Consider the following 15,321-nt stretch of genomic DNA (forward strand, 5'->3'; position numbering starts at 1 on the left):
TCGGTGTCGAACCATGGCGATGCGGGCGCCAGCGTCCATCGGTGCGCCCGCCTTGCCGGTGGAAAGTTCCGGCCTCACAATTCGTCGTGCCAGAGAGGTGGCTTCGCAAGATGGAGACGGGCCAGATCACGGTGTAGCTGCGCGAAAGCGTAGTCAGTGGCTGGTGTGTCCTTGAGAACCTTTGGCTCGGAACGGACCACCGCGGTCGGTGAGCGGTTCCAACTGCCGCGGTCCAAGGGAATCGGCGCTGTGGCACCGGTGGCGAATTCCGGCACGTAGGTGTCGAAGTCGGCCGCTGTTTCCAGCCGGAGACGTACAGGGTCGGCCTGGTCCCGAGGTGCGAGCCTGACGTGAAGCTCGGGGTCTTGGTCGTGGTCGGAAGCGCGGGAGACGAGCAGGGTTCCGTCGATGCCGGCGTGGGACAAGCCGGCCAAGTTGAGCGTGGGTGCCAGTCGGGGGAGCCATTGATGCACCAGTGCTGAGTGGATCTCCAGCATTGCGGTGAGGACTTGGGTGGTGAGCAAGTGGAAGCGGCTGGGGCTGTACGAGCGCCATCCCCGCTCTTCCCGCTCCTGGTCCGGCGTGGGGTAGGGCCGGTGAATGTGGCCGTCGGCCCCTGACCATGTGCCCAGTTCCAGCTCGGAACCGAGGCGGGAGAGCTCTTCCGAATGACTGCGTAGCTGACCGGTGAATATGTGGTGGGCTGACGGACCGCTCTGGGTGAGTCGCCTCCGCAGTTCGCGAAAGACCAGCTCGACGGGCAGGGGCGCCTGGTCGCGCTCGGATCGGTTGAGGAGTTGCTTCCCGATGGCCCAGATCCGCTCGGCGTCGTACGGGTGGCAGCCAGTAACCGCGAGGGAGTGATGGGTGCACACCCGGCCAAGCGCGTTCGAGATGGGGCTCAGGGGCCAGCGCCATGGCCAGGCGCCGTAGTCGGTGGCAACCGGGCCGTGGAACCAACCCAGTGGCCGACGTGAGCTCGAGCGTGGTTCGGCGTAGCGCTGGGCGAACGGGATGTCGAGGGCCGGGACTGATCCGTCGTCGCGTCGCTTGAGGAGCATTGCGCTGAGGGTGCGGCCGTCGAGCCGGGCGTCGACGGCCAGGTTCACGCTTTGGTCCGGCGAGAAGGAAAAGAGGTGACCGGAGGCTGGGGCCAGTGCCTCCATCCAGGCGTCCCATGCCTGATTCAGGCGCTGTGTGACGGTCGAGTCGTCTGCATGCGGCGACGGAGCTTCGGCGGTGATGGTGGGGACGGCCTCCTGCAGTGCCCAAGCGGCCGCTCCAGGGAAAGAGGCGATCAAGGGTGACATCAGGGTTGTGGCTTGCTCCCAGCCGCTCGATGAGACAGCCAGCGCAAGCCCGTGGCGCAGCCTGCCCAGCGACTCGGGGTCCTTTAGCAAGGCGTCGGGGACGGCGCCGCACAGCACGGCTTGTCCGGCGAAATAGTGTTCGAGAACAGGAAGTGCGAAAGCGAGGCAGCGCCCTTCCCGGATGACGAGCCGGGTGTCGAGCAGCGCCTGGACGGTGTCCCCTCCCACATCCGCGGCGGCTACGAGTCCACCCCCGGTGATGGTCCCGACGGCCAGCCGGGCCAGCAGCTGTCGGACCTCGGAGTTGAGCTGATCGGGCCCGCGGATCGCATGGGTGACGAGGGCGTCCAAGAATCCAATCGGCTGAGTCGGGATTTCTTGGTCGTTCTGACTCAGGCCGGCCGCGATGAGGGCGAACAGCGGCCTGCGGATCGCGTCGCGCACGTCTTCTGACGCAGCTCTGAGTACTCGGGTCTTCCCACCGGCTCGCTCGATGAGGGCTGTCGCCTGGTCATCATCCAGCAGAGGGCAGGTGTGGCGCTCGTCGTCGAAGAGAGGGAGGCCGGGCCGGGCGGTGGCCAGGACGCGCCAGCCAGGGGCCACGGCGGTGAGTGCGCGGGCCTGAAGGAGTAGACCCTCGCTGCGGGCGGGGCCGGGTTCATCGAGACCGTCCAGGACGATGCGGGCCCCCCGGGCGTGGACGTCTCCGATACGGCGCGCAGCGGTCTCCGCTGCCGCGCTCAGATCGCCCTGGACGTCCTTGGCGCGGAGGTAGACGGGGATGGGCGCCGCTCTGTCCGCCAAGGCCGTGTCGATATCCGCGAGGTGCATGCGTTCGGCCAACAGGGACTTGCCCGCTCCGAAGTCTCCCTCCAAGACGAACGTTCCGTGCGCCGGGAGTGAGGCGAGGTTGCCAGTCGGCGTACCGACCGAAGCATCGTCGGCGAACCCCTTAGCGATCCGCGGTGGCATGCCTGAGGCGATCCAGCGATGGACCATTCGCCCCTGGCTGGCACGGACGAGCGCCTGGAGGTCGGGGGAGGCCATGCTGCGGTGGAAAGAGGCGAGATGCGTCTCGTCGATTCTCTTGCGCGGATTCAGCATGCCAGGTTCTTCGAGCCCGAGGAGTCGAGGCAGCCGGGGACCAAGCTCACCCAGTGCTGCCGTCCGGGCCAGGTCCAGAAGGTCTCTGTGCAGGGCTCTGAGCGCCCCGCGGGTTACGTCGGGGCCGGCTATCTCGCCCAGTGCCTCCATGTTGCCCAGCGCGATGACCTCGCGAGTGGGAAGACACTGGATGCGGACCTTCCTGAGGAAGGCGGATACCGCCCCGCTGTCGGCCTGGAGATGCTTCGCAACGCGTGCGAGGCGCTTCGGTTCTTTGCCCCCTTCGCCGCGTGCCAGGGCCAGGATGTGAGGATCCGTTCTACTGAGAACACCCTCAAGGCCGATGGTCAGGCGGTATCGGTCGACCGTCTCACGTATGTCTTGGTGGCTGCGCCAGAGGCTCTTCAAGGGCTCCGCGCGAAGCACGCCGCCGAGGGTCCAAGGCGTTGCGCCGTCACGGGACTTCACCTGGAGGAAGTCCCACACGGTGCCTTCGCCATCGGCCCGGGCCACCACGATGTCCTCGATGTGCTCGCAGGTCACATGCAGGACTGGTCCCCCGCTCAGCATTTCGAGCAGAGACCTGACGGCTACATGGGTCTGGTACTCGTACCGGCCCAGTGTCTGAGAACCCGTGTCGTCCGGAGCGTCGATTTCGATCGGATCCCTCATGAGCCCCGCATCTCTACCTTTGGCGCGCGTAACGGCGATCGTACGGGCCAGTGCTCGCCCTTGAGTCTTGCTCGCCGCAACCAGCGATCTGCTCCCTGCTGTGGCCCGCGGCGAGTGAGGAGCTGCTGTTCGCTGTGAAAGCCCGGGGGCTCTGATGGGACACTCGGGGGTGGGGGGGGGGGGGGGGGCCGCCCCCCCCCCCCCCCCCCCGACTTGCTCCGACACGAAAGGTTGCGCCATGTGGGATGGCTGTACACCGGTCCTGGGCGCGGAGCCCGATCCGCCCAGGCGCGAGATCACCGCCTGGCAGATCCCGGGCATCGGGGAGATGGACATCGAGTCCGAGGGGTACCGGATGTCGGTGCTGCCCACCCCCTCTCTGTCAGCCTTGGGTGAGACGTCCCGTTTCGACGGGTTAGCCTGAGAGGACACCGACAGGAGAACCACCCCCTCATGACCAGCACCAAGCCCACCGGATCCGACCCGGCTCCCAAACCGAAGCGCCGCTCCTTCAGCCCGGAGTACAAGCTGCGGATCGTGGCCGAGTACGACGCCGCGCCGAAGAACGAGAAGGGCGCAGTCCTGCGTCGCGAGCGCCTGTACCACTCGCACGTCACCGAGTGGCGGGCCGCGCGGGATGCCGGGGCCCTGGAGAAGCTGGTCGACAAGCGCACCAGCCCGGCGAGGCCGAAGAAGTCGGCCGCCGAGACGGAGAACGAGAAGCTGCGCCGCCAGGTGGAACGGCTGGAGAAGGAACTGGCCCGGAACAAGGCCGCGCTGGAAGTCATGGGAAAAGCTTCCGCGCTCTTGGAAATGATCTCCGAGAGCGCGGACTGAAGCCTGCCACTGGCCCTGTCGTGGACGAGGCGTTCACCGGCGTCGAGGCTGAGCTGGGCATTACGGCCGCCTGCCGGCTGACCGGCCGATCCAGGGCCACCCACTACCGCCGGCTCCGGCCCCCGCCACCACGCAAAGAACGTTCCCCTCAGGTGCAGCCGTCGGCCCTGACGGACGAAGAGCGGGCCGCAGTGGTGGAGTTGATGAACGGCGACGAGTACGCCGAGCTTGCGCCCGCGCAGATCTGGGCCCGCGAGCTGGATGCCGGGCGCTATCACTGCCCGGTCTCGACGATGTACCGGATCCTGCGCGAGAAGGGGCAGACCGGCGAGCGCCGACGGCAGGCCACCCATCCCGCCAAGGCGGTCCCCGAGCTGGTCGCCACCGGGCCCTCGCAGGTGTTCACCTGGGACATCACCAAGGCGGCCGGACCGGTCAAGGGCGTCTGGTATCACGCCTACGTCGTCATCGACATCTTCAGCCGGTACATCGTCGGCCACACCGTCGAGCGGGCCGAGTCGGCGGCACGAGCCGAGGAGCTGATCCGCGAGACCATCACCCGCAACGGCATCGTGCCCGAGACCGTGCACGCCGACCGCGGCACCTCGATGACGAGCAAGAAGGTCTCCCAGCTGCTGATCGACCTGGGTGTCACGCGGTCGCACTCGCGGCCGAAGGTCTCCAACGACAATCCTTACAGCGAGGCCCAGTTCAAGACCACGAAGTACATGTCCGACTACCCCGAGCGATTCGATTCGCTGGCCCACGCCCGCGAGTGGTTCGACGCGTTCATCGCGTACTACAACCATGAGCACCGGCACTCGGGCATCGGCTGGCACACCCCGGCATCCGTCCACTTCGGGACCGCCGAGGAGGTCCGCGACCAGCGGGCCGTCACCCTCGACCAGGCATACGCCCGCCACCCCGAACGCTTCGGCCGCCGCCCCCGACCACCCGAGATCCCCCAGACCGCCTGGATCAACGACCCAGCCAAGCGCCATCAACCCGCACCACAAACCTCATAGCCTCACGACCGTCTCACTGGACTTGAAACCTTCCGCTCATCGTCCTCAGCCACTCTGCCAGCAACGCCTGGTCATCCTCGCTGGACTTTCGGAACCCGTACGCAGCCCGGATCTCCGACCGGTGCCGCGTGATCGCCCGCCCCGCCCAGTCGTACGACGCCCGCTCCTCAGCCGATTTTTGGGGATCAGTCATGGTGCACGAGGTGGCCGGGCGGAGTCGCTCGCAGGACCTATTGCTGTGTCCGGTCTCGATTGGCCCGAGGCAGGGCAAGACGATCGGCTGCGCGAGGTGTTGAGTTCAGGCGGCCAGACCCAGGTCCAGGACCCTGGCTGCCTGCCCGACCGTCCCGGGCATGAGGTGTCGGTAGATCTTGAAGGTGATGTCGATGCTTTTGTGTCCCATCCATTCGGCGACGTCGGTGATGGGGATGTTGTGCATGAGGCAGTTTGAGGCGAAGAAGTGGCGGAGGCTGTAGATAACCACGCCTTCAGGGATGGTGAGTTCCTGCCCCTTCTTGAGCCGCTGCCATTGGTTTTGCAGGAGATATGGCGGGAACGGTCGGGTGGCGTCCTTGGGGTGCCGGAGGAGGTAGCCGTCGATAGTGCCGTACCTGTTGGCGTACAACTCGATGGCGTCCTTGACGCTCGCAGGCAGCGGGACGTCGCGGTATTCGCCAGGATTTCGGTGTTTGAGCGGGCCGTACGTCTTGGTGGTCTGGTTGACCTGCTCGGTGACCCGGTAGACATCGTCGTCCACGATGTTGCGGATGTTGACCGCGGCGGCTTCGCCGTTGCGCATCCCGCAGCCACTCATCAGACCGACGAGCAGTTGGAAGGAGTCGTCACCGCCGGATCGTATCGCTGCAAGCTGGCTCGGAGTCGGGATGACGCTACGGCTCGGCTTGTACTGGGGAGGCTTGACGCCACGCAGAGGGCTCTCGTCGAAGATGCCCAGGCGATGCGCATCAAGCAGGATGGAAGCAAGCTTATCGAAGGCGTTCGACTGTGTGGCCACGCCGACGCCGGCGGTCTCCATATTTCGTACGAAGTCCTCGACCACCTTGTGGTCGAAGCTGTTCATGCGCCTGCTTCTGAGGGCTGGCAGAAGGTGGTTTGCCAGCAAGGAGTCGAGCTGCTTGGCTGAAGACTCGGCCAGATGGCGCTGCCCGGTTCGCCACTGGGCGGCGTACTCGCTGAACGACATGCGTCCGTATTTTTCGATGCGCTCGGCTTTCGCCTGGCTGTGAGGTTTCTTTCTCTTGGTGTCGTAGACCTCGGTAAGTCTCCCGATGGCCTTCTCTTGAGTTCCGAATCCAGATTCCTGAATTTGGCGCCCCGATGGGCCTCGGAATCGAATCTTGTAGTCGTGTGGACACTTCGACCACCTGGCCTGTGGGTGATCGCATGACTTGAAGAACGTTCCCATCCCGCGAGCCAGGTTCCTCGTTGTCACCGTGTGAATTTCCTTCGTTCCGAGGGTGTGCTTCCAGCTGCAGTTGGGTTACGCGGCACTGGGCAGCTTCTGCTGCCCGATCCATGTCTGAACCTCGGACACATTGAATTGGATCTTGGCGTTGCGGCCCGTGCCGAACTTGTAGGGCGTCAGACCCGATCTCGAGGCCTCTCGGTAGACCCAGACCAGCGACATGTTGAGATGTTCTGCAAGTTCCTTCGCGGTCATGAACTGCGCCGGCATGGTGCCCCTCCGTTGGCTAGGACGTCGTGAAGTCCATGGTGTGGAGAATCCCCGGTTTGGCTGACCGGGGATCATCGGCTATGTACGAAGGGTCGGCCGTCGGACTGCCGCGGCCAGGGCGGGCTGGACAGTGCGCCCAGCGGTTGGCGGGAGGCGTTCTTCCCCTGGCTCGTTCTGCAGGCTGCTTCGAGAGAGCTCGACGGTGGATGTGCGCGTCACGCGGCCAGACCGGAGTCGAGGAGTTTGGCGGCTGTGCCGATCGAGCCGGGCATGAGGTGTCGGTAGATCTTGAAGGTGATGTCGATGTTGTTGTGTCCCATCCACTCGGCGACGTCGGTGATGGGGATGTTGTGCCTGAGGCAGTTCGAGGCGAAGAAGTGACGGAGGCTGTAGATGACCATGCCTTCGGGTATGTCGAGTTCGCCTCGTCTCTTGAGCCGCTGCCACTGGTTCTGGAGGAGGTACGGCTGGAAGGGGCGGCCGGAGTCCTGTGGATGGCGCAGTAGGTAGCCGTCGGTGGTGCCGTGTTTTTCGGCGTACCACTCGATGGCGTTCTTGGTCCGCTGGGGAAGAGGGACGTCGCGGTACTCGCCGAGCTTGCGGTGCTTGAGGCGGTCGTACTTCTTGGTTGTTTGGTTGACCTGCTCGGTGACGCGGTAGACGTCGTCGGCCACGATGTTGTTGACGTTGACCGCAGCAGCCTCGCCGTTGCGTAGGCCGCAGCCGCTCATGAGTTCCACTACGAGTCGGAACACGTCGTCCCCGGCGCCGCGCAAGGCCTGGAGCTGCGCAGGGGAGGGGATGACGGCACGCTTGGGGTCGTACTGAGGCGGCTTGACGCCCAGGAGGGGGTTGTCGTCGAAGAGGCCCAGGCGATGCGCGTCGAGGAGTATCGACTTCAGCTTGTCGTACGCATTGGACTGTGCGGCCAGGCCAACGCCGTTGCGCTCCATGGTCCGGATGAAGCCGTCCACCACCTTGTGGTCGAACGTGCTCATCCGACGGGTCGCGAGGGCGGGGAAGATGTGATGCTGGAGGAGCGAGTCGAGGTGGCTGAGCGACGCCGCGGCAAGGTGACGCTGGCCGGCCTTCCACTCGGTGGTGTACTCGCGGAACCGCATCTGACCGTACTTCTCGATGCGCTCGCTCTTCGCCTGGTTCGCCGGGGCGGCCTTCTTCGCGTTGTAGACACTGGTCAGTCGTGCGATGGCCTTGTCTTGGTCCAGGAAGCCCGACTCTTCGACCTGATTCCCGCCGGGGCCTCTGTAGCGGACCTTGTAGAAGTGCGGGCACTTCGCCCAGCGGGATGCGGGGTGCTCACAGTCCTTGTAAAAGGTGCCCATTCCGCGGGCGAGCGTCTTGGCTGCCATAAGCCTGGGACTCCTCGGATACCGATGCTGACGGTTTGCTGACCTTCAGCTATCCGAGGCCCAATTGACCTGCGAAAACGTTGTTGTGCCGCGCTTTGTTCTGGAACTGGATCGGACGGTCCCAAGAGGACATCGCAGGCTTCCGCGAAGACTGGATGAACGGGACCCGCTACGGCGAGGTGAAGGGCTACGACGGCCATCCGATTCCGGCTCCGGAACTGCCCCCAACTCGGTTGAAGCCAAGGGGAAGAGTGCGCTGACTGCGTACATGCCGTCCAAGGCGGCCGGGACGCGATGGTTGCCGGTCCGTTCCGCTTCTAGAGGTTCCTTTAGAGCCGACGCCGACGCCGACGCCGAAGAAGCCTCTTGATCTTGAGGTCGAGTCCCATGTGCGGCAGGGTGCGGTCAGGTTTGGTTGAACGAATGCTGACCTTTTGCTGACTCTACTGACGAGTAGTTGGATATGCGGAGGGGAGAGCTTACGTGGCCCCTCAGCGAGGGCGAAAGGGCTTCGTTGTGGGCCCGTCGGCTGCCATGGGCTGCTGGGGGCGAGCCTCTTGCGAGGCTGCAGTCCGAAGACGCACCTCAGGAAGTGCGAGGCGGTGTCCGTGCCCCAGCTCCACATCGGACCGATGAGCTCGGGGTGTCCTTCGATGACGTGCGGCGTGCCGACGCGTTGGCGGGGTGGAGGTAGAGGGGCACGTCGAGCGCCTCGGTGCGCTCCCACACCACGCGCAGTTGCGGGTCGTCGAGGTAGCGGCCCTGGGTGTGCGCGTTCACCAGGGCTTCCCGCATGCCCAGCTCGGTCACCGAGCGTTCCAGGAGTCGCTCGTCGGCCTCTCGGCGGAACTCCTCCGCTCGCCCCGGGCGATGTCCGAGGAACTGGGGCACGCGTCGCACCTGCACGGGGCGTAGCGCGTCCCCGTTCTCCGCTGCTCGGCTCCTTCCTTCCCGGGGCCCGTCCCGTCAGTACGGAGAGCGGTGACGGGCCCGTCACCCGTGGGCGTAGGCCGCGGGGTCGTCCAGGACCGCCCGTGCGACGGAGTAGGCGGCGCCGAGCAGGGGTCCGTCCGAGCCCAGCCGGGAGACGACCAGGGCGGGTCCGGCTGGTTCCGCGGTGCGGCGCGTCAACTCCCTTTCCAGCGAGGGCAACAACCAGGGCGCCAGCCGCGACAGCGACCCGCCGAGGACCACGGCCTGCGGGTCGAGCAGGTTCACGGCGCCCGCGAGTGCGATGCCGAGGGCGCCGCCCGCCCCGCGCAAGGCCCGCCGGACCGCCGGATCACCGCGTTCCGCGTGTTCCGCGCTCGTTCGACGCCGCGTTCTCGGGGCGCGAACCGTAGTCACCACCCCGCACCGTACCCGCGACGTGCACGTGCCCACGCACTCCCTCACCTGGTGGGGCGTCTGACGCGCGGGCCGCGGCCTTCACGCGTCGGTCTGTCTGCCTTCCGGCGGGACGGCCCGCTGCCCGTCCGCGGCGAGCCGGGAGGCCCGCCCGGGGGCCAGAGCAGACAAGCCGTGACAGCCGCCTTTGTCATCACGAACGCGGAGCCGCTGCGTCACCGCGTTTGTTGGCAGCCCCACCACGTCGCGCACCGGTGAGCGAGCCGGTTCGGCAATGTCCACCAGCCGTGTTTTGCTTCACCACCACGTGCCGGCGGCCAGCGGGCCGACCGGTTGCCTGGCGGGGAGCCCGATGGGAGACATGCAGGCACCACCATCGTTCTCCCAGGCGTCTTCCCGGATCCGAAGCTCGGGGCTTCGGGCGATGACGGCTTCAGCCGCGATCAGCGCGTGGGCAGTCAGAACGCTGCCGGGTACGGCGGCGGCCGCCATCATGCGGGCCGCGGCTGCGGGTGCGGTCTCGGGCGGGATGACCAGCAGGTCCCAGCGGCCGACGGTGTAGGAGAGCAGGATCAGCTTGTCGGGGTCCTGCTCGGTGAACCAGCCCACGTGCACGGTGTGCCCGGCGACGGGCACCTTCGGAGGGATGACGGGCCAGCGGGCGGGGTTCACGCAGACGCGCGTGATACTCCCCCAGGGCTCGGCGAGTGCGGCCGTCAGCGCGGGCAGCTCGGCCTTGAGATCGCGGGAGCGGGGCCACCAGGCCCCGTCCAGTTGCCCGGCGAGGGCGGTCGCCGGCGTGAGTGCCAGGCGCGCGGGTCGAAGGCCGGGGGTGGCGGGAACGACGCTAGGGGCGGTGCGTTCGACGGTGACGGTCACGGTGAAGACCTGTCTCCGGGCCACCCGCAGTTCGGCGGCCCGGTGTATTGATCGCCGGAAACGACACCTGAGTTGTGTCCGATGCGCGAGATACTCCCGGTGCTTCCAGCGTACTCCGGTATGGAGATCGAAGGCCGGTCTGACCGGGTATTCCTGGTGGCGAGGAGTCACCGGTCCGCTGTCCGGTTTTTCGTGCAGTGGCGCGGCATGAGGGGCCGCGTACCGATTCCGCCGTCGGCCTCTCCCCGTCGGTCTTGGCAGTGCCCTACCGGATGGGGCGCTTGCGGGATCGGCGGATCCAGCGGGCGCTGAAGAAGGCCACATCGATGATGAGCAGGATGATGCCGATGATCAGCAGGTAGCTCAGACTCTCGGCCGCGATTCCAATGAGGCCCAGGACGATGGCGATCAGAATCACGAAGAGGAATACCGCCATGGGGTGGACGCCTCCTTCGTTGTGACGGCGCCGGCGGTCACCGGCGCGCGAGTTGCCGTTCGCCGTTGGCGCCGGGCTGGTAGGGCTTGCCGTAGTACTCGAAGATCGCTTGTTCGTCCACGGCCGGCAGGATGGAATCCGTTCCTATGGACGGAGCCTTGCGCACGGTCGCCTTGACGTAGGCAACCTTCAGGTAATTCGGCCCGAGGATGGCTTTGTCGAGGGGGACGAAGACCAGGCGTTGCCGGGTGGGGAGGCCGGTACGGACGGTGGCCATCGCCGGCTCGTCCGTACTGGTGTCGACGTAGACGGCTTCGAGGACGCCGATCTTGTGTCCGTCCGGGTCCGTGACGTCGTGGTTGCGCCACTCTCGGATGTCGGCTGCCTGGATCATGCGCCTGACCCTTCGGAGAGAGATTCGTGACTACGGCCGTCTGCGGAGATGACGTGCTGTGGGCGCAGTCCAGGGACCTTCGCGGGCGAGGGTGGCAGGCCCTCGGTGAAGGAGGGCACACCTCCAGCGTCACATTTCCGGAGCCGCCCCGGACGGGCCGGTCGGGGCCTCTGAGGGGGCCGTCCGGCCCCTGTGGGCGAGCCCGGCTCCGGGGACAGCATGAGGTGGACCTTTGCCGGAGCGCAGCGGGAAGAGAGGCGGCGTCATGAAAGCTCTCGTCTTCGGGGGGCCGGGGCGGACCGTGTGGCAGGACGTGCCGGATCCTGCCCTCAAGGATCCCGCAGATGTGATCGTGCGCGTCGACGCAGTGACCATCTGCGGTACGGACCTGCACATCGTGAAGGGTGACCTGCCGGAAGTGGTTCCCGGCCGCGTGCTCGGTCACGAGGCCGTGGGAACGGTGGTGGAGAGCGGCGGTGACGTCCGCTCGGTGCACCCCGGTGACCGGGTCCTCGTTTCCTGCATCTCCTCGTGCGGGCGGTGCCGCTTCTGCCGTGAGAGCCGCTACGGCCAGTGCCGCGGCGGCGGTGGCTGGGTACTCGGCCACACCATCGACGGCACTCAGGCCGAGTACGTCCGGGTGCCGTTCGCCGACCTCTCCGTGTACCCGTTGCCCAGCACGGTCGACAGCGCCGCCGCCGTCCTGCTGGCGGACATCCTCCCCACCTCCTACGAGGTGGGAGTGCTGAACGGCAACGTGCGGCCCGGGGACACCGTCGTCGTGGTCGGCGCCGGCCCCATCGGGCTCGCGGCCATCGCCACGGCCCGGCTCTACTCGCCGGCCCGCGTCATCGCCGTCGACCTCGAGCCCTCCCGGCTGGCGAAAGCCCGGGAACTGGGCGCGGACGCGATCGTGAACGCCGCCGAGGAACCGGAACAGCTCGTGGCCGACCTGACCGACGGCCTCGGCGCCGACGTCGTCATGGAGGCCGTCGGGGTGCCCGAGTCCTTCGAGATGTGCACCCGTATGGTCCGCCCCGGCGGCCGGGTCGCGAACATCGGCGTCCACGGCAAACCGGCGACCCTGCACCTCGAAGACCTGTGGATCAAGGACATCACCATCACCACCGGGCTGGTGGACACCTACTCCACGCCCATGCTGCTGCGCATGCTGGCGGCGGGGCGGCTGCCGACTTCGTCGCTGATCACCCATCGCTACGAGCTGCGGCAGATGGAAGAGGCCTACGAGGTGTTCTCCCACGCGGGCGAGACGGGAGCGCTCAAGGTAGTACTGGGCGGGTCGCGGCACGACGAACTCGCCGTATCGAACCCGTCGCGAACCCAGAGGACATGAGAACCCAGAGGACATGAGAACCCAGAGCACATGAGAACCCAGGGGACATGAGAGGCACGCCCAGCGCCGCCCTGATCCGGCCCGCTGCGCGGAGAGCCGTACGGTCCACATGTCCTGAGGCCTTTGCGCAAACCCGCTTGGTCACCGGCGGCGGTCACCGGGGGACGCTGTTGGTACTCCGATCCGGCGGGGCGCGGCGGGAATCGTCGAACCGGGCGGTGAGCCGGTCCGTCACCGCGACGACTCCGTCCACCTGCCGGGCCAGCCGCAGAACGACAGGAATCTGGCTGCTCCTTGCCAGTAGGCCGTCCAGGGTGACGAACCCGTCCACGACGTGCACGTCCACCGCGTCGGCGCCCAGCCCCATGGTCTCGCCGAGCACGTCCTCGATCAGGCAGCGGCGTATCTCGTGGTCCGGGCGCAGGAATACCCGGAGGAGGTCTCTTCTGGTCACGATGCCGACCAGGCGGTCCTCCTCGTCGACGACGGGGAGTCTCTCCACACCGCGCCGGGTCATGAGGCGGGCGGCCTCCGTGACGGTCTGCTCGGCATGGATGGTGACGGCCGGCGCTGACAGGACTTCCTGGGCGGTGACGTCGGCGCGGGCGAGGAGATCGGTTTGCGAGACGACCCCGATGACGCGGTCGTCCCCGTCCACGACCGGCAGTCCGCTGATGTCGTGTTCGGCGAGCAGCGCGGCCATGTCCGCGGACGGAGTCCGACCGACGACCGATATGACCTCGTCGGTCATCAGGAAGCCGACTTTGGCGTGCCTCATGTGTGGCCTCCTATCGGCTGCGTCCGGCGGGCGCACCGTGCGGAGCGCCTTTACCAGCCACCATCCGCCCTGGCCCGCCCGCCGCGCGAGGGCCGAACGGTCCTGCGCCTGGACTGACCGGTCCCCGGCGCTGCGCGGTCGCCGAAACGGTGCGAGGCGTACAGGGGGCCTTCGGCCCCTTCGCTGACCCCTGTGGCCCACTCCTCGGGCCGGCCCGGGTGGCAGCCCGGAGGCACACCCTCGACGTTGTCCGGCAGAGGAGGAAGCCATGGAAGGCGCCACTCAAAAGCGTTCGGACTTCGGTTCGGTCGTTGTCGGTGTCGACGGGTCCGAGACCGCGCGGACAGCGGCATTGTGGGCCGCCGCCGAGGCAGCCCGACGCAACAGCCCTCTGCACATCCTCTACGCGGCCGATACCGCCGACCGGATCTTCTACCTGTCGGCGGAGATCATCGAACGGGTCCACGTGGCCGGCCGTGACCTTTTGGAGGCCACGGCCGCCGCGGTGTCGGAGCGATTCCCGAGGCTTCACGTCACCACGGAGTACAGCCGCCGGGACCCGGTCTCCGGCCTGCACCGGGTGGCGGCGCGGCATGGCACCACTGTGGTCGGTCACCGGGGGCTGGGCGGCTTCGAGTCGCTGATGCTGGGTTCGGTCGGTCTGAGGGTCGCGGCAGGCGCCGCGACCCCCGTCATCGTGGTGCGCGGCGGTGAGGAGCGCGCCGAGAACGGGGTGGTGCTGGCCGCGGTGCGCGACGAGTACGACCTCGTATGCGCTCAACACGCCGCCCGTGAAGCGGAACTGCGCAAGGCGACGCTGCGCCTGCTGACCGTGTGGAACATCCTTCAGTACGCCGGAAGCGTCGTCACCATGCTCGACGACGTCGACGACGTCGACGACGTCGACGAGTTCGCCGGCCGCCATGTCCGCAGCCTGGAGTCCGTCGCCGGACGCGTACGCGAGGAGTTCCCCGCGTTGCCGGTGAACGCGGATGCCGAGAAGAGCGTGTCGGTGGCTTCCGTCCTGGTTGAAGCGTCCAGCCACGCCGACCTGCTCGTCATGGGAGGACGCCGATCGCCCGGCTACTTCGGGCCCACGCTGGGGCGCGTCACGCACAGTCTCCTGCACCACGCGCACTGCCCCGTCGAGCTCATTCCACGGCACGATGAGGAGCAGGGGAGCGACGCGTCATGACGGCTGCCGGGGAGAGACGGGACATCGGGGAGGGACGTGAGATCGCGGTGGGGATCGACCCTGCCGGAGGATGGCTCCTGCCCCTCGCCTGGGGAGCCGACGAGGCACACCGCCGCAAGGTCCGGCTCCGCCTGGTCCTGGCCGTACCCTCGCCGGACGACACCGGGCACGCCGACGGCGGAGCGCGGTACGACGCCGTACGACAGGCCGGCTTGGACGCCCTGGAAGAAGCCGCCGTATGGGCGCGTGAGCGCCACCCCGAGACCGATCTGGCGACCGTCCTGCGCGACGGCTACCCGGCACCCGTGCTCTGCGGCACGTCCAGACACGCCCGCATGGTCGTCTTGGGTTCGAGCCACCTGAAGCGGCCGGAGGAGATCTTCAGTGCCTGCTCCGTCGTGCTGCCCGTCACCGCGCAGGCTCACTGCCCGGTCGTCGTGGTGGGCGACGGCGAGCACAGCAGCCGGGAGCCGTCCTACCTCGTCGTCGGAGTCGACGGCAGCGAGTCCTCGAAGACGGCCATGGCCATGGCCTTTCAGGAGGCCGGCCTCCGTGGCTGTGAGCTGCACGCCGTCTCGGTGTGGCAGCCGCCCGTCTACTCGTTCCAGAACGAGACGGCGGCCGTGAGGGCCCAGCACCGCATGCTGACCGACACGGCCGACGGCTGGGTACAGGAGTATCAGGACGTCAAGCTCACCTGCGAGGTCCCGACCGGACATCCGGTGGAGTGTCTGGCCGAGGCGGCGGAGTACGCCCTGGCCCTGATCGTGGGCCGGCGGGGCAGGGGCGGCTACACGGGCATCCGGCTCGGATCGGTCGTCCACGGTCTCCTGCACCGAACGAACTGCCCGGTGATCACCATTCCTGGCGGGTAAACGGGGGCTGCTCAGTCGCCGTTGGGTTGCATCCAGTCGGGATCGGCCC

The 15,321-nt window shown here is 67.3% G+C and carries 14 protein-coding genes and 2 pseudogenes; 6 read left to right on the forward strand and 10 right to left on the reverse strand.

Annotated features, from left to right (window positions below; all coding sequences use genetic code 11):
• Positions 1-74: 74 nt before the first annotated feature.
• Positions 75-3,086 (reverse strand): dsDNA nuclease domain-containing protein, encoded by a 3,012-nt coding sequence (locus OTB16_RS10300; protein WP_267719723.1) that lies wholly within the window; start codon positions 3,084-3,086, stop codon positions 75-77.
• A 453-nt stretch (positions 3,087-3,539) separates the two neighbouring features.
• On the opposite strand from OTB16_RS10300, the gene OTB16_RS10305 reads away from it, so the two are divergent.
• The gene (locus OTB16_RS10305; protein ID WP_267719724.1) at positions 3,540-3,923 is read left to right on the forward strand and encodes a hypothetical protein; all 384 of its coding nucleotides are present in this window, start codon (positions 3,540-3,542) and stop codon (positions 3,921-3,923) included.
• A 20-nt stretch (positions 3,924-3,943) separates the two neighbouring features.
• Entirely contained in the window at positions 3,944-4,948 is a 1,005-nt protein-coding gene (locus tag OTB16_RS10310) for an IS3 family transposase (RefSeq protein WP_267719725.1), read from the forward strand.
• A gap of 298 nt (positions 4,949-5,246) precedes the next feature.
• Here the strand turns inward: OTB16_RS10310 and OTB16_RS10315 are convergent, their stop codons facing one another.
• From OTB16_RS10315 to OTB16_RS10325, 3 genes are all read right to left on the reverse strand, one after another.
• A complete protein-coding gene (locus tag OTB16_RS10315; protein ID WP_267719726.1) occupies positions 5,247-6,152 on the reverse strand; it encodes a tyrosine-type recombinase/integrase in 906 nt (301 codons plus the stop codon).
• Positions 6,153-6,449: 297 nt separating this feature from the next.
• Positions 6,450-6,644 carry a helix-turn-helix domain-containing protein gene (locus OTB16_RS10320; protein ID WP_266448518.1) on the reverse strand — a complete coding sequence of 65 codons (195 nt, stop codon included), beginning with the start codon at positions 6,642-6,644 and terminating at the stop codon, positions 6,450-6,452.
• A gap of 215 nt (positions 6,645-6,859) precedes the next feature.
• Positions 6,860-8,014, reverse strand: coding sequence for a tyrosine-type recombinase/integrase (locus OTB16_RS10325; protein WP_266494625.1), 1,155 nt, complete (start codon positions 8,012-8,014; stop codon positions 6,860-6,862).
• Positions 8,015-8,109: 95 nt separating this feature from the next.
• On the opposite strand from OTB16_RS10325, the pseudogene OTB16_RS10330 reads away from it, so the two are divergent.
• Positions 8,110-8,274: pseudogene (locus tag OTB16_RS10330) on the forward strand (pirin family protein); the annotation flags it as partial.
• A 325-nt stretch (positions 8,275-8,599) separates the two neighbouring features.
• Here OTB16_RS10330 and OTB16_RS10335 read toward each other — a convergent pair.
• The 5 genes and pseudogenes from OTB16_RS10335 to OTB16_RS10355 form a co-directional block, all read right to left on the reverse strand.
• Positions 8,600-8,905: an amidohydrolase family protein gene (locus OTB16_RS10335; RefSeq protein ID WP_267719727.1), complete on the reverse strand. Its 306-nt coding sequence runs from the start codon at positions 8,903-8,905 to the stop codon at positions 8,600-8,602.
• A gap of 102 nt (positions 8,906-9,007) precedes the next feature.
• Positions 9,008-9,319, reverse strand: a pseudogene (locus tag OTB16_RS10340) (ROK family protein); the annotation flags it as partial.
• A gap of 339 nt (positions 9,320-9,658) precedes the next feature.
• Complete coding sequence (locus tag OTB16_RS10345; protein WP_267719729.1) at positions 9,659-10,240, reverse strand: DUF5994 family protein; 582 nt, start codon at positions 10,238-10,240, stop codon at positions 9,659-9,661.
• Positions 10,241-10,505: 265 nt separating this feature from the next.
• On the reverse strand, positions 10,506-10,676 hold the full coding sequence (locus tag OTB16_RS10350; RefSeq protein ID WP_267719730.1) for a hypothetical protein: 171 nt from the start codon (positions 10,674-10,676) through the stop codon (positions 10,506-10,508).
• Between the two features lie 37 nt (positions 10,677-10,713).
• Complete coding sequence (locus tag OTB16_RS10355; RefSeq protein WP_267719731.1) at positions 10,714-11,070, reverse strand: PRC-barrel domain-containing protein; 357 nt, start codon at positions 11,068-11,070, stop codon at positions 10,714-10,716.
• A 265-nt stretch (positions 11,071-11,335) separates the two neighbouring features.
• On the opposite strand from OTB16_RS10355, the gene OTB16_RS10360 reads away from it, so the two are divergent.
• Positions 11,336-12,424 carry a zinc-dependent alcohol dehydrogenase family protein gene (locus OTB16_RS10360; protein ID WP_267719732.1) on the forward strand — a complete coding sequence of 363 codons (1,089 nt, stop codon included), beginning with the start codon at positions 11,336-11,338 and terminating at the stop codon, positions 12,422-12,424.
• 154 nt (positions 12,425-12,578) lie between these two features.
• On the opposite strand, the gene OTB16_RS10365 is transcribed toward OTB16_RS10360, so the two are convergent.
• Positions 12,579-13,202: a CBS domain-containing protein gene (locus OTB16_RS10365; protein ID WP_267719733.1), complete on the reverse strand. Its 624-nt coding sequence runs from the start codon at positions 13,200-13,202 to the stop codon at positions 12,579-12,581.
• Between the two features lie 268 nt (positions 13,203-13,470).
• Between OTB16_RS10365 and OTB16_RS10370 the strand changes: the two genes are divergently transcribed.
• Positions 13,471-14,397: a universal stress protein gene (locus OTB16_RS10370; protein ID WP_267719734.1), complete on the forward strand. Its 927-nt coding sequence runs from the start codon at positions 13,471-13,473 to the stop codon at positions 14,395-14,397.
• Positions 14,394-15,272, forward strand: a complete 879-nt coding sequence (locus OTB16_RS10375) for a universal stress protein (RefSeq protein WP_267719735.1) — start codon at positions 14,394-14,396, stop codon at positions 15,270-15,272. The genes OTB16_RS10370 and OTB16_RS10375 overlap by 4 nt, the downstream gene beginning before the upstream one ends.
• Positions 15,273-15,321 lie beyond the last annotated feature (49 nt).

Origin of the sequence: Streptomyces antarcticus (assembly GCF_026627255.1) — a bacterium.
GTDB lineage: Bacteria > Actinomycetota > Actinomycetes > Streptomycetales > Streptomycetaceae > Streptomyces > Streptomyces antarcticus.